Consider the following 19,537-nt stretch of genomic DNA (forward strand, 5'->3'; position numbering starts at 1 on the left):
TTCGGGCGCCCGGTGTGCTTATTTTGTGGCCTCCTTCGCGACCGGCTCTGAATAGTAGCCCGCCATGTCGTTCACGCCCGTGACGCGGTCCACGTCTTTTTCGGTGATGGCTGCCACGGCGTCGTCGACGGCAGGCACTTTTTTCTGCTTGTCGCGGTCGGAGCCGATAAACACGCCATCCCAGCCGTAGACTTCATTCCACTCGCACGTGGGGCAATTGCCACCGTTGAACATATTGGTGACGATATATTGGCCACCGCTCTTGGTCTTTACGCAGGTCATCTCGGCGACTTTTTCGTCGATGATGTCGGGCGCGGCGCCGTCGCCCTTGACTGGCGCGTAATTGCGCGTGCTCAGCACTTTGCCCGAGACCGTCTCGGAAATGACGAGGCTTTGTTTGGTGCAGTGGAGCAGTTGCGGGCCGGCCAGGTCCAGGCAACTCGCTTCGAGCACGATCTTGCGCTCGCCGCATTCCATGGTGGCTGCTTTCGGAATCGGCTTGAGTTTCTTGCCCGGCGCGGTTTTCTCGGCAATGGCGACGGCCGCAGCCGCCGTCGGGATGGCGGGCCCGGCCGCTGCGGCCGTGTCGGCCGCTGCCTGCACAGCCGCCGGCGCGGAGGCGTTGATCGTCTTGTCGGAACAAGCTTGCAGCAGGGACAGCACCAACAGACTGGCGGTCAAACAGATCGTATTTTTATTCATGAGGTCGCTAAAAAACGGGCGTGCTGAATTGCAACCCGATTGAATTGTTATCTTACTATCAATTCTATCAGAAGCCGCGCACAGTGCGCCACCACGGGCAACCACCTCTGCGCCAGCGTCCCCGTGCGCGACAGCATCCGCTCGACATAGCGCACGATTATGTTGAATCGCATCACAACCCTTATAGGTGCTGGCGGTACTTTGAATTACGCCCACAAATTCAAACGGTAAAACATCGACTCGGGACGTTGCATTCAAGGCAATCTTAAACTATGATTAATTTTCCCAGGTAGGGATTGGCAATCACCGATCCTTCACGTCAACACTAATTATTTTAGGAAATCATGAGCGACCTTATCTGCCCACACTGCCGTAGGAACGTTCCCCATGGAGCAACGGTTTGCCGAGGCTGCCACGCAGAAATCGAGTATGGGCCACCGCCAATGGCTTATCTGGTCGTGGCCGTTGTTTGCGCATTTCTCGGGTATCAAGTGGGAAGATGGCTTCCAGACAGTGTGGGATTTATTGCCTGGATCGTCGGCGTAGGAGGGTTTATCGCAGGGAGCTACGGAGTCAGCCGGGTGTTTGCAGACCGAGTAATATTCAAACGGATCTATCGCACCAAGTAATCAATCCCTGCCGCCGCGAACGTAGGGCTGGCATAGGCGGCCCGTGTCATTCTGGTGGGCCAACACCTTCGTCTTTGCGCGGGTGCCGGACAGAATGCGCCTAACCACGGAGGGAGGCACCCCAGCGTCTTGCATGTTGGCTCGCGCAGCTTGGCGCTCCCCGGACTGTCCTTACTGCGCTGCCGGTGCTACCGTGACTTCGAGACGGTCTTCTTCCTTGCGTCGATCGACAGGGCCTTCCACAGGTTGACCGAACTTCGGGTACCCGCCGACGCTTCCGCCCAGCCATCACAGACCTTGCCGAAGTGGTTACCCACGCCTTGCCCGCGATTTGCCAAACCGCTGTTCATCGGTTACTCGGCCGATTTTCCAGGGCATTCGGCACTTTAATGCCTCAGCGAACGGCATTTCACGCCAGCGTGGCCGACGCATTTGTCAGGTAGACCTGTAAGGCGGGCAGCATTTCCTCGTGTAGTTGCGCGAGCCGGGCATCCTTTTCGTCGTCTTCAATCGCATACTGATCCGGGCCGATTTGGTACGGATCGCCGAGCAGATTTGCCATGTCGATTTGAAAGTAACTGCAGCCTCCATACGGGTATTTCCCGTCGATGTACGGCATCGGCCAGATTGTATCCATCTCTAGCACAGCATCTATGTTGTCAGCGTCGACGGCAGTCCAGGCCGCGCCTTTTAGCAGGGTTACATGTTCGGGACGCAATGTGAACCTGCCGTCGCTTGCAACACCGCGCCATTCGGCCATCTCGCTCGGCACTGGATAGCTTCCAGGCGCAAGTTTGGCACAGAGCTCCATGTAGGATGGAAGAATACGACCGGCTTCGGCAATGGTTTGCGCCGCAAGGTATCTGTCGGTCGTACCGAGGAGTTCAAGCGCACGCTCGATCACATTGACGTCCTGGCCAAACGGAAATCCGCAATCGATCCCGGGACCACCATTTTCGATTGGTACCCAGGTTGCCCGAAAGGCGCGAATCAGTTTGACGTGGTCGCCGGTGATAGCGGGATCGTCCTTGGCGGTAAAAACCGCGCGTATTGCATCAGCGTATTCCATCCTATGAGTCCCGTAAAAGTTGATTGCAATGGTCTACCTGCCTGTGGCTGCGTGGCAGGCGGCGCACATTCCCAAGCAATTGTTTGCCGGTTAAAGAGAGCGCTGTCTGACCACTAATGGGGTGCGCTGCGCTGGAGCATCATTGCTCTTACTCTTTGATTTTTACATATTTTTAAGATTGCCCAACAACATTGGACAGCGATAACATACGCTCGACATAGCGCGCGATCAAGTCAATTTCCAGGTTGACCTTGCTGCCTGCTTTCAAATGCTTGAGTGTGGTGACCGAGATCGTGTGCGGAATCAGGTTGATGGAAAAACGGCACACCTTACCGGCGCCCTCGTCCAGGTCTTCAACCCGGTTGACCGTCAGCGATACACCGTTGATGACCACCGACCCCTTGAAGGCGAGGAACTTGGCCAGCGCGCCCGGCGCATCGATGACCAGCTCCCACGATTCGCCGATCGCGGCAAAACTGTGCACTTGCCCCAGTCCGTCCACGTGACCCGACACCAGGTGCCCGCCCAGGCGCTCGGCCAGCGTCAGCGCCTTTTCGAGATTGACTTCACCGGGCGCGTCCAGACCCGCCGTGCAATTGAGACTTTCGCGCGAAACGTCAACGCAAAATGCGGTTGCCGTCTTCTCGATGACGGTCATGCAGGCGCCGTTGATGGCGATCGAGTCGCCCAGCGCCACGTCCTGCAGCGACAGGGGGCCGGCATCGACCTCAAGGCGCACGCCGGCGAAGGTGCCGCCCACGAGCGGTGTGACGGAGCTGATTTTGCCGACAGCGGCGACGATTCCAGTAAACATGCTGCTCTATTCCTCGGGTTGGGTGAAGCGGGCCAGGACGCGGATGTCCTCGCCGATTTGTTTGATGTCGTGAAAACGCAATCGATATTGGTGATCGAGCTGCTGCAAGGCGGGCAGCGCGAACATGCCCTGCGCGTCGCCGATCAGGCATGGCGCGAGGTACAGCAGCAATTCGTCAACGCCCCCTTCGCGCACCAGCGATCCGTTCAGCTTGGCGCCGGCTTCCACATGCAGTTCATTAATCTCGCGCCGGCCCAGTTCGCGCATCAGCGCGGGCAGGTCGACCTTGCCGGCGGCGTTCGGCAGCAAGATCACCTCGTGCCCCGCCGCGCAAAGTGCCGCCTGCTTTTCAAGGTCAGGCACGGCCGCCACGATCCAGGTCCCGCCCCCGGCCAGCACGCGCGCGTCCAGCGAGATGTCAAGCTTGCTGTCGACGACGATGCGGCGCGGCTGGCGCGGCGTTTGCACCGCGCGCACGTTCAGTTGCGGGTCGTCCGCCTTGACGGTGCCGATGCCGGTCAGGATCGCGCAGGCGCGCGCGCGCCAGGCATGGCCATCGTCACGCGCCGGTGCGCCCGTGATCCACTGGCTTTCGCCGCCGTGCAGCGCCGTCATGCCATCCAGGCTGGCGGCAGCTTTCAGGCGCACCCACGGGCGACCGCGCCGCATGCGCGAAAAAAATCCGATGTTGAGTTCATAGGCCTGTTCGGCCATCAGGCCGGCGCTGGCGTCGATGCCGGCTGCCTTCAGCTTGGCCAGTCCCTGCCCGGCCACCAACGGATTCGGGTCGACCATGGCCGCAACCACGCGAGCCAGGCCCGCGTGCACCAACGCGTCCGAACACGGCGGCGTGCGCCCGAAATGATTGCACGGCTCGAGCGTGACGTAGGCGGTCGCGCCGCGCACGTCCATGCCGTGCGACTCGGCGTCGCGCAGGGCCGCGATCTCGGCATGCGCCTGCCCGGCTGGTTGAGTGTGGCCGGCGCCAATGACGACGCCATCCCTGACGATCACGCAGCCGATGCGTGGATTGGGCGCGGTCGTGTACATGCCCTTGGCTGCCCATTCGAGCGCAAGCTGCATGCCTTCCGAGTCGTTATGTATGTGCACAAAGGTCCAGGACGTTGATGACTGGCCTGAATTTTACGCCAATGCCGCCGCTTGCGCTGTCGCTTGTGCGATCGCTTGTGCTGTCGCCTGTACTCTCCGCCCATGCTGCATTTGCCGTCGCCGTTCAGCCACCGGGCTGCTTGCCGTCGCACGTCTCGTCCTGCTCCGGGCGGCACATGCGCGCGCGTCCCAGCATGTTGATCTTGATGCGCCGGATTCGCCCCTCCTGGTGCAGCGAAATGGTGCCCCAGCGCGCCGCCAGGCTGCTGGTGTCGCGGCAGCTGCGTCCGGACGCGCTGTACGCAATATAGTAAGGCAGCTTGTTGCTGGTGAAATTAAAGCTGACCACGATGCCGCCGGCCAGCGGTCCATGGCTGGAAATGATCTCTTCGTCCGGCCCCGGTCGGCGGTCGCCGTCGCGGTCGACGAACACCACCCAGCCTTCGGCCCAGTTGGCGCCCTTCGGCTCAAGGGGCACGAGCTGCACCCGGTCGCCGCGCGCCACCGCCTGCGAGCGCGCCAGGTCGATCGCGCCGTACAGGTCAACGGCAGCGGTGTCGAGCCGGCGCGCATCGAGCATGTCGCGCATGCTTGGCAAGGCAAGCGACGCGAGCACCGCCATAATCGCCAGTACGACGACCAGTTCAACCAGCGTGGCGCCGCCATGCCTCATGGCCAGCACCGCTTCTTGGGGCCGGTGGCGCCGGTCTGGCCGACGCTGTTCAGGGTCAAGGTCTGGCAGTCGGCGTCGCGGAAATTCTGGTCGACCTTGGGCGTGCCGGGAACGGCGCGCAGTTCGACGCAGCGCTGCAGCGGCACGCCGGGGCATGCGCGGGCGCTCAGTTCATACGCGCTTTGTGCAGCGCTCGCGCCCGACCACCAGTGAAAATGCGCGGCGCCCGGTCCGCTTTCCTCCGACGAAAAAGCGACATAGGTATTTTGCTGGGCATAGTAGCGCTCCTGCTTTTGCAAGGCCGCGAGCAGCGCGGTCTGCCCTTCCATGCGGCGCGCGCCTGTCATGTAGCTGGCATAGCTGGGATAGGCGACCGCTGCCAGCAGGCCCGCGATCGCCAGCACGATCATGAGTTCGATCAAGGTAAAGCCGCTGCGTTGTTTCATCAGGTCCTCGTTGGGTTATCGCTGTTTTCCGGTTGCCGCTTGATGCAGTTCCTGCCAGTTGCTCACTTCGCGCCAGCCCAGGCGCCCTGCCCGCCGGCGCACCTCGATGGCTGGCACCGGCGCCGCGCGCGTCCCCGCTTGCGGCGCGACCAGCGTGACGCGGTGCGTGGCGGTGGCGCCGCCGGTCGGGGCGCGTTCGCCCTTGGACAAGACGGAACTGATGAAGAGCAATGGCAGCGAAGGGTCAAACGGGGCTGGCATGCCGGTCGCGGCATCGGGCCGGGCGCCGCTCGCAGCGTCATAGGCAAAGCCGGTCAGCGCATCGAGCACGTACAGGCGACTGACCGGTGCCGCGTCTTCTTGTGCTGCGGCAGCCGAACTGGCGACGACGATGGCGCCGTCGATGGAAACGGGCGCGCCAGCGGCGCGCTCGCCTTCGGCGCGGGCATTGGGGAAATCGAAGCACCAGCCTTTTTTGGCATCCGGTCCAAAGTAGGTGAAGCGCCCACCTTTGACTGCATAGCCGGTGGAAGTGGCGGACAGCGTGCGGGGGGCAAGCTGCGAACGGACCACGGCGCCGTCGCGCGCCCCCGGAGCGTCCAGAATGGCATACACGGACTGCTGCGTAAATGAAGGCGGCAGCAAGTCGCTCGCCTCGATCAGTTTTCCGGTGGCGAATAAAATCAGGTAGCCACCGCCGGGGGCGAACACCACCTTGGGTGCATGGGCGATCGGCTGCGGCGCGCCACTGTCGTCGCGCGCGGTAAACAAGCGATGCGCGGCCATGGCATTGAAGTCGAAGCGCCACAGGTTGCCGTGCAGGTCGCCGGCGTAAGCACGGCTGGCGCTGCCGTCGCCGGCCAGCACCAGTGCCGGCGCCGACAAGGCATTGGGCAGAGCGCCGCCAGCACCCGCCGTGGCGATGCTGAAATAATTGACGGCTCGCTGCCATGGTTGCGACGCAGGCTTGTCCAGCGACAGCAGGAACAAGGCGCCGGCGCCGTCAGCGGCGAGGTTGTTCAAGCCACTGGAGACAAGCGCGTAGTAGCGGAGCGAAGCGTCGCTCACGCTCTTGCCGGTATTGATTTTCGCGATCAAGGGCGCCTGCCTGACGTGGCCCATCGCCGGATCATCCGCGTCGGTGAACTCCCATATGCCGCGCAAGCCCTGGGCGAATCGGGCCGGGTCGGTGACGTCGAGCGCGAACAGGCCGCGCGCGCCCATGCCCATGCCAGAAGCGAGCACCGTACGCCAGGAGCCACCCACGCGCGCGTCGCCAACGCCCGGACTGCCGTCCACGTAGGGGCGGCCCTGGTAGGCCGGGCTGCTCAAGGCCGCCAGACGGGAAGCCAGCGCCCCCGGCACATAGGCGAACAGCTCGGCCCCGGTAACGGCGGAAAACGCATGCAGCATGCCGTCGTTGGCGCCCACATACACCGCCAGCTCGCGCTCCCTGAACTGCGCGCGAAACGCTGCATGCGCGTTGTCGGGCGTGTCCGCCGGTGGCGAGCCGACGATCAGCGGGATGCTGTTGACGATGTCGCCCAGCACGCCGGTGCGCTTGCGGAACTGGCCTTGCGGTTGCCCCAGTTCACGCGCACGCTCGCCGCGCACAAAGGCGGTGCGCAGTTCGCCCAGGCCGTCGGCAGCGGCGCCAGGTTGTGGCCGGTCCAGCAGCAGGCGCGTGGATGCGGCCAGCTTGTCCCAGGTGAAGGGGACCGTCGCGCCGGACGGATCGCCCGTAAAAATATCCCTGACTGCACCGCTTGAAAGCAGCGCCGCCGCATCCCACGCCGGCTCGGCCGCATAGTGAATCGTGCCGTCACCGTTGACGGTGAACGAGCGCCTTTGCAGCGTGCCCGACGCAGAGGCGATATCGCCGCCGGCCTGGATCAGGAATGACACGCCGTCCTCGCCATGCCAGGCGGCCAAGGGCCCGGCCGTGTCGGCTTGCCCCAGCCGCCCGGGCGGCACCAGCAGTTGGGGCGCCGCGCCTGCGCCGATGGCAACGAGGAGCAGGCAAACGATGGCCCAAGCCACGGCCCATGCGCGCGCGGCGATCATGCGTTCGCCCCCGCCTTTAGGTAAAACGCCTGCAGCACGACGCGGGTCGATTCAGTGGCGCCAAAGCCAATGGCGGTGATGCGATAAAAATTTTGGGTGCGCCTGCCCGCATCGTGGCCCGCGCGCGCATACGGCATCAGTTCGATGATGTAGCGTGGCAGCCGCGCCGGCAGTGCGCCCCGGCCATACGGCATGGCCGCTCCGGTAAAGCGCCCGTATTCCACCGTCCTGATGCTGCCCGAGCCTTCCCCTTCGGCTCCGCCCGCCAACGCCACGCTCTGCCACGCCGCCGGCGCAGGTTCAAGCGAACGCAGGCAAAGCCCGAGCTCGGGATTGTCCTGCCCCGCCCCGCAGCCCTGAACGAACCCTTCGGCGCTGCCGTCCGCGAACATGGCCGCCCGCTTGGACGCGGGATCGGCGCCGCCTTCGATATCGTGTTCAGCGTCTTGCAATGCCGCCTCGGCCCCTTGCAGTGCGATTTGCCGATCACGCTCGCCGCGCGCCGAGCGTTCCGCATTGAGCGCGGTGCGCACCATGGAAGCGGCAAGCAGCATCAGCACCACCACGATGCACAGCGTGACAAACAGCGCAGCGCCTTGTTGCGCGGCGGCTGGTGAACGATGGGTGCGGAGGCGATGAGAACGCATCCTGCCCTCAGTGCGCCACATTGCGCAATTGGATAGTGGACGAGAATGTGCGCCGCTCGCGATCACGCAGCGGCAGCGCCATGTTTGCCTTTTCGACGTGCACGCCCAGGTCGCCGGGGGCGGCAGCGCTGTAGGCCGCGCCAAACAGGTCGAACACCGCAGCACTGCCCACGCCCTTGCTGCGCCGCGCGCCATGCAGCACCAGCGCCACCTTGATGCTCGCCACGCGCTTCCACCATGTGTCGGGCACGATCGTTCCCATGCTGTCGGCCTCTGGCGCCAGGTTGGCATCGTGCGCCGTAATGTCGGTGGCGCTAACGAAGCGGTTGGCTTGCCCGTCCGCGACGGCATCGGTGTCAACCCCGTACAGGACCTGGAACGAATCCACACCACCAACCACCGCCTCGGCGCTCCAGTTGTTCGCGCCGCGGTATTTGCAGCGCAATTCAGGTTCGCCCTTGGCGCTGCTGCCGACATAAAAGATGCTCCAGCCCTCCTGCCCGGCGCCGACCGTGAAGCCGGCGCACGTGAGCGCGCTGCCGTCGCCGCCGGCCTTGCCCGAACCGGCAAAGCGCAGCGCCAGCACGTCGCTGCCATTGATGGCGGCCGGCCGCGGATTGGTCAGCGCATCGCTGTCAGACGAAAGCGATGCGGCGTCCAGCCCCATGATGAAGGGCGGTGCGGCTGGGTCGGGCTCGCCGGCGGCGTCGTCGCGGTCAAGGTCGGCAAAGCCGGCCTGGCGCGCCGCCCGCTCGATGGCGGCCAGCGCAAAGCGCCCGGCGTCGTCGACCATGGCGGCCTCGGTCTGGGCCACATAACTGGCGCTGGCAGACACCAGCGTCATAGCGGCGATCAGGATGACGAAGGCGCCGACGGCCACGGCCACCAGCAGCTCGCTGATGGTAAAACCGCGCTCGCGCTTCATGAGGATGCTCCCGCGACGATGGCCACCATTGGCGCGAACTGCGCCTCGGCGCCGGCGTCCGTACTGCGCGTGCGCCAGCCCAGCTTGATGACGATGGGCGCATTGAGCCCGCCCGCGCACGGCCAGGCCAGCGTATTGGCCCCTTTGGCCCCTTTGGCCCCTTGGGCCACGATGGCGGCGTCGCGGCAAACGGTGACGCGAGCGCCGGGAAAGCCGGCGTGCAGCGCCTGCGAAATTTCGTACAGGTCAAAGGCAGCCATTTGCGCGCTGTTGCAGTCGGCGCCCGCATAGCAAGGCGCAGCAGGGGGCGCGGGCGCGCCGTCGGTCAGCGCGTCGTAATGGAGCTGCAGGTAGGCATTGAGCGCGTCGCCACCGCGCGACTGTTGCGCGTTGGCCTGCATACGGTCGGCCAGCGAGCCTGCCAGTTGCACCGCTGCCGACGTGAGCGCGGTGGCCTGGCGCGTTTGCAGCGCGGCGAGTTGCGCACCGGCGGCGCCCAGCACGCCGATGGCCAGCACCAGGATGGACACCAGCACTTCGATGAGGGTAAAGCCGCCAACCTGTTTTGCTTGCACCAGAGCCTCCGCAACGTTGAACGCGCGGCAGCCAAGCACGGTGCGGCCCCTGCATTTACACTGCAGAGTTCGCTACCTTGCATTGATCTGGGTCGCTTGGGCACCAAGTTATCAGGCGTGACAAAGCCGCCGATGAGATGGCTCAATAGTGCGAAGGGACTTATTTGCGGGGTTTGCGCTCTTGCCCGACTTCGGCAATGGCATCCTGGAATTCGGCCAGGTCCTCGAAGTTCTTGTAGACGGAGGCAAAACGGATGTAGGCAATCTTATCGAGCCGTTTGAGTTCGGCCATGACCAGTTCGCCCACGTAATTGGTGTCAACTTCGCGCTGGCCGCTGGTGAGCAGCTTTTCCTCGATCGAGGCCACGGCCAGGTCGATCGCTTCGGCCGACACGGGGCGCTTGCGCAGCGCCAGCATCAGTGAACCGCGCAGCTTGGCCGACGCAAAATCGGTGCGGCTGCCGTTCTTTTTAACGATGATCGGCATCGACAGCTCGATCCGTTCCTTGGTCGTGAAGCGCTTGTCGCACTTGGCGCAGCGGCGCCGGCGCCGGATCGAATCGCCCTCCTCGGACACGCGCGTGTCGAGGACCTGGGTATCTTCATGCTGACAGAAAGGACATTTCATGTGGGCGCCGGCGCTTCGCTTGGCTTTAAGAAGCGTAGACCGGGTACTTGTCGGTCAGCTTCTTGACTTCGGCCTTGACGCGCTCCACCACAGCCTGGTCGCCCGGGTTGTCGAGGATGTCGGCGATCAGGTTGCCGACCGTGGTGGCATCTTCTTCCTTGAAGCCGCGCGTGGTAAACGCCGGGCTGCCCAGGCGAATGCCGGAGGTGACGAACGGCTTTTGCGGGTCGTTCGGGATGCCGTTTTTATTGCACGTCATGTGCGCGGCGCCGAGCAGGGCTTCGGCTTCCTTGCCCGTCAGGTTTTTGGCGCGCAAGTCGACCAGCATCACGTGCGACTCGGTGCGGCCGGAAACAATACGCAGGCCGCGCGCGATGAGCGCCTTGGCCAGGGCGTCGGCGTTCTTGACGACCTGCTGCTGGTACTCCTTGAAGCCAGGCTCCAGCGCTTCCTTGAAGGCAACGGCTTTGCCGGCGATCACGTGCATCAGCGGGCCACCCTGGATGCCGGGGAAAATTGCCGAGTTGATCGCCTTTTCGTGCTCGGCCTTCATCAGGATGATGCCGCCGCGCGGGCCGCGCAGCGACTTGTGCGTGGTCGAGGTGACGAAGTCGGCGTGCGGCACCGGGTTCGGGTAGACACCGGCGGCGATCAGGCCGGCGTAGTGCGCCATGTCGACCATGAAGTAAGCGCCCACATCCTTGGCGACCTTGGCGAAGCGCTCGAAGTCGATTTTCAGCGAAAACGCCGAGGCGCCCGCGATGATCATCTTCGGCTTGTGCTCATGGGCCAGTTTTTCCATAGCGTCATAGTCGATGTCTTCTTCCGGCGTCAAGCCGTAGGAAACAACATTAAACCACTTGCCCGACATGTTCAGCGCCATGCCGTGGGTCAGGTGGCCGCCTTCGGCCAGCGACATGCCCATGATGGTGTCGCCCGGCTTGAGCATGGCGAAGAACACGCCCTGGTTGGCCTGGGAACCGGAATTAGGCTGCACGTTGGCCGCTTCAGCGCCAAACAATTGCTTGACGCGATCGATTGCCAACTGCTCGGCGATATCGACGAATTCGCAGCCGCCGTAGTAGCGCTTGCCTGGATAGCCTTCGGCGTATTTGTTGGTCAACTGCGAGCCCTGGGCTTGCATCACGGCAGGCGAGGTGTAGTTCTCGGAGGCGATCAGCTCAATGTGATCTTGCTGGCGGGTGTTTTCTTTTTGAACTGCGGCCCACAATTCCGGGTCAACATTGGCGAGCGTGTGATCTTTTGCAAACATGAAAAACTCCAATCGATAAGAGTGCGAGGCACCTGACTGTAAGGATCGAATGAGGAATACCGTCGGAAACAGGACAGGCAGCCTCATCGTGCGCTTCCATCGGTGGCTGCCCAGGCGAACGGCTGATGAAATCTCACGTTCCCCGGTGGAAGCCCACCTTTCGCCGACTGGCAAGGACCTCGCCGCGACTTTTCGCCAGTTACGTGAGACGTAATGGAGGCCAAATTGTAAGTTAAACCCTTGATTTGGGCAAGGAAAGGGCTTGCAAAGGTGACAGCGCGCCGGATCGAAGGACACATCGGCTACAATTTGGTGGTTACCCCACTGTAGGGATGTGAGAAATGATCGTTTTTATTACAGGCGCCTCGGCAGGTTTTGGCGCTGAAATGGCACGTACGTTCGTAAAAAATGGCCATCAGGTCGTGATTAGCGGGCGCCGCAAGGAGCGGCTCGACGCCCTGGCGGCCGAACTGGGCGACCTGGCGTTGCCGCTGGTGATGGATGTCACCTGCAAGGATTCGATCAACGAGGCGATGTCGATGCTGCCGCAGTCGTGGCGCCAGATAGATGTGCTGATCAACAATGCCGGCCTGGCGCTGGGCACCAAACCTGCGCACGAAGCGCCGCTGGAAGACTGGGAAACCATGATCGCCACCAATTGCACGGGGCTGGTGACCATGACGCGCACCCTGCTGCCGGCGATGGTCGAGCGCGGCAGCGGGCTGATTATCAACCTGGGGTCGGTTGCCGGACATTATCCCTACCCTGGGGGCAATGTGTACGGAGCAACCAAGGCATTCGTGGACCAGTTTACGCTCAATTTACGGGCCGACCTGGTGGGCACGGGCGTGCGCGCGACCAATCTGGCGCCGGGTTTGTGCGGCGGGACCGAGTTTTCGAACGTGCGCTTCAAGGGCGACGACGCGCAGGCGGCCAAGGTGTATGAAGGCACCCAGCCGTTGACGGCGACCGATATTGCCGAGACGGCGTATTGGGTGGCGACGCTGCCGCCGCATGTGAATATCAATACGATCGAGATGATGCCGGTGTGCCAGGGGTTTTCGCCGTTTACGATCAAGCGGGATGTCGTGGCATAGCGTTGTAGTGTTGCCAGGGAACCCGCTTACAGCGGCAAAACTGCTCGAATGCCAAGGACAGCGCTTTCACTACAGCGTGATTGCGCACGCGGCTCTTGCAAATCGTAGGTCGAAAAAGCGCGAAGCGCGCATTCCGACATTGCCAGCGTCAACGCGACGCATGCAGTGTCGGAATGCGCGCTTCGCGCTTGTCCGACCTACAGTCCACGACGACTCTTTTGTAACATCCTCGTAAGGACCACGACTCATTAGCATTGTATCGGTGAATTGCGTCGTCGAAAAGTAGTTGGCTCCCACCCCATGTTTAAGCCTGCCCTCCTCCCGGCTATGTACGCTTCGTTACATTTCGCCCAGATAAATCGATTAGAATGTTTCCCACCTTGACTCATGACCCTGACATGCCCTCAGCATTCACCTGGCAAGTCCGCATCTACTACGAAGATACCGACGCGGGCGGCATCGTTTTTTACGCCAATTACCTGAAATTTTTTGAGCGCGCGCGCACCGAATGGCTGCGCGCGACCGGCGTCAACCAGCAAGCGCTGGCCGAGTCGGATGGCGCCATTTTCGTCGTCAAAAACGCAAGCATTGACTACCACGCGCCAGCCAAGCTCGACGATGTAATAGACTTAACGCTAAGCATACAAAAACTTGGCGGCGCCTCCATTCAATTTTTACAGCAAGCCCGGCGCGGCGATACCCTGCTCGCCAGCGCCAGCGTCAAGGTAGGCTGCGTCGATGCGCGGACGCTGCGTCCACGCCCCCTGCCCCCTGCTACCGCTGCTAAAATGCGACCCGCCTGATTCACTCCACTCGATAGAATAGCGAACCCGATGAACGCACCCCAAGACCTTTCCTTTATCGCGCTGATCACCCATGCCCACCTGATCGTGCAATTGATCATGGCGTTGCTGCTGATTGTTTCCCTGATGAGCTGGACCTATATTTTCCGCAAAAGCTTCGCCATCAGCGCAGCCCGCGCCCAGACCGAAAAGTTCGAACGCAGCTTCTGGGCCGGCGGCAACCTGAACACCCTGCACGAAAGCGCCAGCCGCAGCCGCGAACAAAGCGGTGCACTGTCGCGCATTTTCGATGCAGGCATGGGCGAATTCATTAAAGGCAAGCAAGCATCGGACAAGCGCGACCCGCTCGACACCGGCGCGGTACTCGACGGCGCGCGCCGCGCCATGCGCGCTGCCTTCCAGCGCGAACTTGACTCGCTCGACACCCATTTGAACTTCCTGGCGTCGGTTGGTTCCGTGTCGCCCTATATTGGTTTGCTCGGCACCGTGTGGGGCATCATGAATGCCTTCCGCGGCCTTGCCAATGTGCAGCAAGCCACGCTGGCCGCCGTGGCGCCAGGCATTGCCGAAGCGCTGATCGCCACTGCCATTGGCCTGTTTGCCGCCATTCCGGCCGTCGTCGCCTACAACCGCTTTACGCACGACATCGACCGCCTCGCCATCCGCTTCGAGAGCTTCGTCGAAGAATTTTCGAACATCCTGCAGCGCCAGTCGCGCTAAGCGAAGGACACCATGGCTTCCTTTTCCAGCAGTCTGCGCGGCGGTCGCAAACGCAAGTTCAAATCTGAAATCAACGTGGTGCCCTACATCGACGTGATGCTGGTGCTGCTGATTATTTTCATGGTGGTGCCGCCCGCAAACAGCCCGAGCGTCATCAATCTGCCGAATGCGCAAAAATCCGCGCTGCCGCCGGATAACTACTTGCAGGTAATCATTCAGCCCGATGCAACGCTGTCAATCGGCATCAACGGCGCGCGCACCCAGGCGCCCGAAAAAATGCCCGACCGCACCGCCCTGCTGCGCCGCCTGCGCGACCTGCACCAGGAGCATCCCGAGTATCCGGTCATGATTGCCGGCGACAAGGACAGCAAGTACGACGACGTGATCCAGCTCATTTCGGAAGCCAAGAAAATGGGCATCACCCGGGTCGGGCTGGCCACCAAGTGACAGACACCATGGCATCCCCGACTCCCATCTCGGTCCACGGTGTGCCCTACACCATTCCGCCGGAACCGAACAAGGTGCCGGCGATCATTGTCGCGCTGCTGGTGCACGCCGGCTTGCTCGCCTTCTTGTGGGTGGGCATCAAGTGGCAGAACGTCGAGCCGACCGCCGTGGAAGCGGAAGTGTGGGACATGAAAACCGAAACGGCCGCGCCGCCGCCGCGAACGCAAGCGGTGCGCCAGCCGGACCCGGTGCCGGTGCCCAAGGTCGTGCCTCCCCTTCCTCCTCCGCCGCCGCCCAAGGTGGCCGAGCCGGTGGTGCCCAAGGTAGCCAAGGTGGCGGAGCCGGTTGCGCCCAAGACACCCGACATCGCACTCGAACGCGAAAAAGAAAAGAAAAAGCTGCTTGAAAAGAAGCTACTCGAGAAGAAGCTGGCCGACGAGAAAGTGGCCAAGGATAAGGCGCGCGAGGTAGCTGAACTTGACGCCAAGGAAAAAGCGCTGGCCGAGAAAAAAGAGAAAGAACTAGCCGCCAAAAAAGAAAAAGCGCTGGCGGACAAGCTGCTCGCAGACAAGGCCAAGGCTGAAAAAGCCGCCAAGGCCGCCCAGGACTTGTTCGACGAAAAACTGATTCAAAAAATACGCGAGATGGAGATGAAGCGCATCACCGGCGGCATGGGCAACAACGGCGGCGCCGAACGCGCCACCGCACCCAAGATCGACGCCGGCTACGTCGCCGCGATCACCAGCAAGATCAAACGTTCGACCTCCTACAACGGCGACACTGACGTAGAGGGCAATCCGCGTGCAACCTTCAAAATCGAACAATTGCCTACGGGGGAGATTATCTCCGTCCGCAAGACCAAAAGCAGCGGCATTCGAGCCTTCGACGAGGCTGTAGAACGCGGCATTAACAATTCGTCACCACTTCCAAAGAAAAAAGATGGTACGGTAGAGCGCTCTATTGAAGTCAGCATCTTGATGAAGGAGCTCGACTGAATCACCTTGCACACACCGGGAAAGACCGAATGAACAAACTGCATACCTTGATGTTTACCGTCGGCCTGCTGGCCGGCGCGTCCGCCCATGCCCAGCTCAAAATCGAGATTGCCGGCGTTGGCAGCAACCAGATTCCCATCGCCGTGGCCGCCTTTGCCGATGAATCGATGGCCCCGGCCCAGGTGTCTGCCATCATCAAAGCCGACCTTGAGCGCAGCGGCGTGTTCAAGGTCATCGATGCCGGCGCCATGTCGGAAAACGACCCGGTCAGCTACAGCCAGTGGAAGGCGCGCGGCGCCGATGCGCTGGTCGTGGGCAGCGTGCAAAAGCTGGCCGACGGCCGCTTCGAGGTGCGCTACAAGCTGCACGACACGGTCAAGACGGCCCAGCTTTCCGCCATGAACCAGGCCGCGCAGCCCAAGTACACGCGCTTGTCGGCCCACAAGATTGCCGACGATATTTACGAAAAGCTGACCGGCACCCGCGGCGCCTTTGCCACCCGTGTTGCGTACGTCAGCGAAAACCGCGGTGCGCGCGATTATCGCCTTGAAATTGCCGACGCCGACGGCGAAGCAGTCCAGGTCGCGGTGCGCTCGAACGAGCCGATCATTTCGCCATCCTGGTCGCCCGACGGCAGCAAAGTTGCCTACGTTTCGTTCGAGCAGCGCAAACCCGTGATCTATGTGCAAAACCTGGTCACGGGCGGACGCAAGGTCGTGGTCAATGAAAAAGGCAGCAATTCGGCCCCGTCATGGTCGCCCGACGGCACCAAACTGACGGTGGCGCTGTCCAAGGATGGCCACACCCAGGTCTACAGTGTGAACGCCGATGGCGGCAACGTGCGCCGCTTGTCCAACAGCAACGGCATCGATACCGAGCCACAATACTCCGCCGACGGCCAGACGATTTACTTTACCAGCGACCGCAGTGGCGGCCCGCAAATTTACAAGATGAGCAGCAGCGGCGGCAACGCCACGCGCGTGACCTTCAATGGCAGCTACAACATCAGCCCGCGCGTGTCGTCCGACGGCAAGACGCTGGCCTGGGTGTCGCAGCGCGACGGCGGCTACAGCCTGTACGCAATGAACCTGGCCAGCGGCCAGGAATTGCGGCTGGCCGACGGCGCCACGGAACCGAGTTTTTCGCCGAACGGCAAGTACATCATGTACGCCACCAAAACTGGCGGACGCACCTCACTGGCCGTGGTATCGGTCGATGGCCGCGTCAAGCAGCGCTTGACTACCCAGGCGGGCAACATTCGGGAACCCAACTGGGGCCCGTTCCAGAAGTGATTAGCAGCACCTTTAACCAGTCCAGGAGAAAAATTATGCGCAAATTCCACAGTCTTGCATTCATTGTCGCGAGCGCTGCCCTGCTGTCAGCATGCAGCTCCCCCGTCAAGCTGGCCGAAATACCGCCGGTGGTGGACCGCAGCGCCGCCGATGCGCCCAAGACCAACGTTGCCGATCCGCGCGATGTACGTCCCGTCGAGACCGGTTCTGTTGATCCCTTGAACGATCCGCAAGGCACGCTCGCCAAGCGCAGCGTGTATTTCGACTATGACAGTTTCGTGGTGCGCGACGACGGCAAGCAAGTTGTCGAAAGCCACTCCGGCTACCTGAACAAGAACAAGGGCCGCAAGATCCTGATCCAGGGAAATACCGACGAGCGCGGCGGCACCGAATACAACCTGGCGCTGGGCCAAAAGCGCGCTGAAGCGGTGCGCAAGTCGATGGCCGCCCTGGGCGTGGACGAAAACCAGATGGAAGCGGTGTCGCTGGGTGAAGAAAAGCCAAAGGCGATGGGCAGCGGCGAAGCGGCATGGGCGGAAAACCGCCGTGCAGACATCGTCTATTAATTGAATTGCTTGCGGCCACATGAGAGCGGGGAACGCGATGCGTCGCGCTCCCCGTTTGCGTCTATGCCGCAACAGGTTTTGAAAGAATCACCATGATGATCAAGCTAGCCACACCGCGTCTCGCGGCCGCCTGCCTCGCGCTTGCCGCCTGGCTCCCCCTGCAGTCGCACGCCGGCATCCTCAATGATGACGAAGCGCGCAAGGCCATCCTCGAGCTGCGCGCCAAGGTCGACGGCATCGCGCGCGACCTGAACGGGCGCATCGACACCAAGGCCGACAAGACGGTATCGCTGGAGATGGTCAACCAGCACGAGCAAACCATGGCCGAGATCGCCAAGCTGCGCGGCCAGCTCGAAGTGCTGAGCAATGAAATTGTCACCGCCCAAAAGCGCCAGAAGGATTTTTACACGGATCTCGACGCGCGCATCCGCAAGCTTGAGCCGCGCCAGGTCAGCATCGACGGCCAGGAAGCGGCCGTTGCGCCCGACGAGCAGAGCACCTACGAGGCCGCCATGGCGACCTTCAAGGAAGGCGACTACAAGACCGCAGCCACGCAGCTGGGCGCGTTCGTGCAGCGCTATCCGCAGTCGAGCTATGCGTCGAACGCGCAGTACTGGCTGGGCAACGCTTACTACGCGCAGCGCGACTGCAAGAAGGCCATCGTCGCGCAGCAAGTTGTGGCGAGCAATTATCCGGACAGCGCCAAGGCGCCGGACGCGATGCTCAACATCGGCACTTGCTACGCCGAGATGAAAGACAAGAAAGCGGCGACCAAGGCGCTCAAGGATTTGATTGCCAAGTATCCGGATTCGGCTGCTGCTCAGGCTGCACACGATCGTCTGCCGGGGCTGAAATAATCCCGCATGTAAAAATATATGGGTGTGAGCATTTGACAGAATCGCTGCCTGCCCCTATAATCTTGCTTCTTTCGGGTCGTTAGCTCAGCTGGTAGAGCAGCGGACTTTTAATCCGTTGGTCGCAGGTTCGAATCCCGCACGGCCTACCACGAATGCGCAGTAAGCAAAATGAAGCAGTTACGAGTGATCGTAGCTGCTTTTTTGTTTGTGGGTCTGATCCATTTTTCCTCGCTTGTGCCGTGCTTGTGTCTTGAGTCTCACAAGCATGGCGCCGACAACTGCGGCGTGCTTGGCCATCTGCGCGGGCGCCAAGTGTGCGTAACGCCGCACCGAGTCAGCCAACTTCCATCCGCCCATCTCATGCAGGCCGTAAAGCTGCGCGCCGTTCTGAGCCAGTCAGCTTGGCCAAGTGTGGTGCAGGTCGTGCCTGCGATAAGTAATCGACGCCGCCCCCCATCAGGATGCCCCGCCAAGCCTTGGAGTTGACGTACTTGATCGGCTTACCTGCGGCGGCCCTGCCCTCCCCCTCGGGACACTGACCCCGTGCCAGCCGCGTGCCATGCCCCGCAGCGGCCGACCGGGGCGTTCAACTCGTGTCAACCTGCAATACATTTTACAACGCACACGCTCGCTTTGAATCCCAGTATCGGATCTGTTTGCTTTCGAACTGCTCCCACAATTCACCTTCGCCATGTGCTTTTTTGTATGCACATTCGCTTGGGAATAACGGGACCAACTGCAAGAAGTCAACGTCACATCCGGGCTTTCTTAGTGGCCGAATAATCTCATCCCCGCCTTCCGTGATAAGAAAGGTGGACATCGCCGTTCCATTCCACAGTCCCCACGGTAAGGTCACCGTATCTCCAAAATGGGGCGCTTGCTTTGTTCCAGTCCCGTGCAGGGCTACTTCCGCCAACGATTCGACGACACCATCAACTTCAGGAGCTATTCCAAGAACGAACTCGCAGCGCTTCGAAGTCGCATCCAGTTCAATCGAAGCGCCGATAGTCGCATAAATGCAAACACCCTCGCCTGACACGGCTTCTGACCATTTCCAGATTTCGATGCGCTCGCCAGTCTTAGCTACTGTTACGTCCTTTGAAATCCTAGGCTCGCCGGGGCGCTAAATCCCGGGCTCTTCGAGGGCGTTCAGTAAGCTTTCACCCATGGCAGCGTGGGACGTCATGCAAAAAAGATAGGCCAGT

21 protein-coding genes, 1 tRNA gene and 1 riboswitch are annotated in these 19,537 nt (G+C 61.8%); of the genes, 9 read left to right on the forward strand and 13 right to left on the reverse strand.

Going from position 1 to position 19,537, the window contains the following annotated elements; genetic code table 11:
* Positions 1-18: 18 nt before the first annotated feature.
* The 12 genes from ACP7D4_RS23475 to glyA form a co-directional block, all read right to left on the reverse strand.
* Entirely contained in the window at positions 19-702 is a 684-nt protein-coding gene (locus ACP7D4_RS23475) for a hypothetical protein (protein ID WP_426211622.1), read from the reverse strand.
* A gap of 1,038 nt (positions 703-1,740) precedes the next feature.
* Positions 1,741-2,400 carry a hypothetical protein gene (locus ACP7D4_RS23480; protein ID WP_426107313.1) on the reverse strand — a complete coding sequence of 220 codons (660 nt, stop codon included), beginning with the start codon at positions 2,398-2,400 and terminating at the stop codon, positions 1,741-1,743.
* Between the two features lie 172 nt (positions 2,401-2,572).
* Positions 2,573-3,214, reverse strand: coding sequence for a riboflavin synthase (locus ACP7D4_RS23485; RefSeq protein ID WP_426107904.1), 642 nt, complete (start codon positions 3,212-3,214; stop codon positions 2,573-2,575).
* 6 nt (positions 3,215-3,220) lie between these two features.
* Positions 3,221-4,324 carry a bifunctional diaminohydroxyphosphoribosylaminopyrimidine deaminase/5-amino-6-(5-phosphoribosylamino)uracil reductase RibD gene (gene ribD / locus ACP7D4_RS23490; protein WP_426211623.1) on the reverse strand — a complete coding sequence of 368 codons (1,104 nt, stop codon included), beginning with the start codon at positions 4,322-4,324 and terminating at the stop codon, positions 3,221-3,223.
* Between the two features lie 124 nt (positions 4,325-4,448).
* On the reverse strand, positions 4,449-4,997 hold the full coding sequence (locus ACP7D4_RS23495; protein ID WP_426211639.1) for a GspH/FimT family pseudopilin: 549 nt from the start codon (positions 4,995-4,997) through the stop codon (positions 4,449-4,451).
* Positions 4,994-5,443: a type IV pilin protein gene (locus ACP7D4_RS23500; RefSeq protein ID WP_426107901.1), complete on the reverse strand. Its 450-nt coding sequence runs from the start codon at positions 5,441-5,443 to the stop codon at positions 4,994-4,996. The genes ACP7D4_RS23495 and ACP7D4_RS23500 overlap by 4 nt, the downstream gene beginning before the upstream one ends.
* Positions 5,444-5,458: 15 nt before the next feature.
* The gene (locus ACP7D4_RS23505) at positions 5,459-7,507 is read right to left on the reverse strand and encodes a pilus assembly protein (RefSeq protein WP_426107900.1); all 2,049 of its coding nucleotides are present in this window, start codon (positions 7,505-7,507) and stop codon (positions 5,459-5,461) included.
* Entirely contained in the window at positions 7,504-8,154 is a 651-nt protein-coding gene (locus ACP7D4_RS23510) for a pilus assembly PilX family protein (RefSeq protein WP_426107899.1), read from the reverse strand. Before ACP7D4_RS23510 ends, ACP7D4_RS23505 begins: the two co-directional genes overlap by 4 nt.
* A gap of 7 nt (positions 8,155-8,161) precedes the next feature.
* Positions 8,162-9,079, reverse strand: a complete 918-nt coding sequence (locus ACP7D4_RS23515) for a PilW family protein (RefSeq protein WP_426107898.1) — start codon at positions 9,077-9,079, stop codon at positions 8,162-8,164.
* The gene (gene pilV / locus ACP7D4_RS23520) at positions 9,076-9,654 is read right to left on the reverse strand and encodes a type IV pilus modification protein PilV (protein WP_426211624.1); all 579 of its coding nucleotides are present in this window, start codon (positions 9,652-9,654) and stop codon (positions 9,076-9,078) included. The genes ACP7D4_RS23515 and pilV overlap by 4 nt, the downstream gene beginning before the upstream one ends.
* Positions 9,655-9,814: 160 nt before the next feature.
* Entirely contained in the window at positions 9,815-10,282 is a 468-nt protein-coding gene (gene nrdR / locus ACP7D4_RS23525) for a transcriptional regulator NrdR (protein WP_426107896.1), read from the reverse strand.
* Positions 10,283-10,307: 25 nt separating this feature from the next.
* Positions 10,308-11,555, reverse strand: a complete 1,248-nt coding sequence (gene glyA, locus ACP7D4_RS23530; protein ID WP_426211626.1) for a serine hydroxymethyltransferase — start codon at positions 11,553-11,555, stop codon at positions 10,308-10,310.
* Positions 11,556-11,656: 101 nt separating this feature from the next.
* A riboswitch (ZMP/ZTP riboswitch) is annotated at positions 11,657-11,768 on the reverse strand.
* 128 nt (positions 11,769-11,896) lie between these two features.
* Here glyA and ACP7D4_RS23535 point away from each other — a divergent pair.
* From ACP7D4_RS23535 to ACP7D4_RS23575, 9 genes are all read left to right on the forward strand, one after another.
* On the forward strand, positions 11,897-12,652 hold the full coding sequence (locus ACP7D4_RS23535; protein ID WP_426211628.1) for an SDR family oxidoreductase: 756 nt from the start codon (positions 11,897-11,899) through the stop codon (positions 12,650-12,652).
* Between the two features lie 398 nt (positions 12,653-13,050).
* Positions 13,051-13,455, forward strand: a complete 405-nt coding sequence (ybgC, locus tag ACP7D4_RS23540; protein WP_426211630.1) for a tol-pal system-associated acyl-CoA thioesterase — start codon at positions 13,051-13,053, stop codon at positions 13,453-13,455.
* A 30-nt stretch (positions 13,456-13,485) separates the two neighbouring features.
* Positions 13,486-14,175 (forward strand): protein TolQ, encoded by a 690-nt coding sequence (gene tolQ, locus ACP7D4_RS23545; protein WP_426107892.1) that lies wholly within the window; start codon positions 13,486-13,488, stop codon positions 14,173-14,175.
* 12 nt (positions 14,176-14,187) lie between these two features.
* Positions 14,188-14,622 carry an ExbD/TolR family protein gene (locus ACP7D4_RS23550; protein WP_426107891.1) on the forward strand — a complete coding sequence of 145 codons (435 nt, stop codon included), beginning with the start codon at positions 14,188-14,190 and terminating at the stop codon, positions 14,620-14,622.
* Positions 14,623-14,630: 8 nt separating this feature from the next.
* The gene (gene tolA, locus ACP7D4_RS23555; protein WP_426211632.1) at positions 14,631-15,617 is read left to right on the forward strand and encodes a cell envelope integrity protein TolA; all 987 of its coding nucleotides are present in this window, start codon (positions 14,631-14,633) and stop codon (positions 15,615-15,617) included.
* Between the two features lie 29 nt (positions 15,618-15,646).
* Positions 15,647-16,909 (forward strand): Tol-Pal system beta propeller repeat protein TolB, encoded by a 1,263-nt coding sequence (tolB, locus tag ACP7D4_RS23560; RefSeq protein WP_426211633.1) that lies wholly within the window; start codon positions 15,647-15,649, stop codon positions 16,907-16,909.
* 35 nt (positions 16,910-16,944) lie between these two features.
* The gene (gene pal / locus ACP7D4_RS23565; protein WP_426107888.1) at positions 16,945-17,475 is read left to right on the forward strand and encodes a peptidoglycan-associated lipoprotein Pal; all 531 of its coding nucleotides are present in this window, start codon (positions 16,945-16,947) and stop codon (positions 17,473-17,475) included.
* 95 nt (positions 17,476-17,570) lie between these two features.
* Positions 17,571-18,332: a tol-pal system protein YbgF gene (gene ybgF / locus ACP7D4_RS23570; RefSeq protein WP_426211641.1), complete on the forward strand. Its 762-nt coding sequence runs from the start codon at positions 17,571-17,573 to the stop codon at positions 18,330-18,332.
* 73 nt (positions 18,333-18,405) lie between these two features.
* Positions 18,406-18,481: transfer RNA gene (locus tag ACP7D4_RS23575), tRNA-Lys, on the forward strand.
* Between the two features lie 464 nt (positions 18,482-18,945).
* Here ACP7D4_RS23575 and ACP7D4_RS23580 read toward each other — a convergent pair.
* The gene (locus tag ACP7D4_RS23580; RefSeq protein ID WP_426211635.1) at positions 18,946-19,371 is read right to left on the reverse strand and encodes a suppressor of fused domain protein; all 426 of its coding nucleotides are present in this window, start codon (positions 19,369-19,371) and stop codon (positions 18,946-18,948) included.
* Between the last annotated feature and the right edge of the window lie 166 nt (positions 19,372-19,537).

This window comes from Massilia sp. TWP1-3-3 (genome assembly GCF_049897805.1).
Taxonomy (GTDB): domain Bacteria; phylum Pseudomonadota; class Gammaproteobacteria; order Burkholderiales; family Burkholderiaceae_D; genus Telluria_A.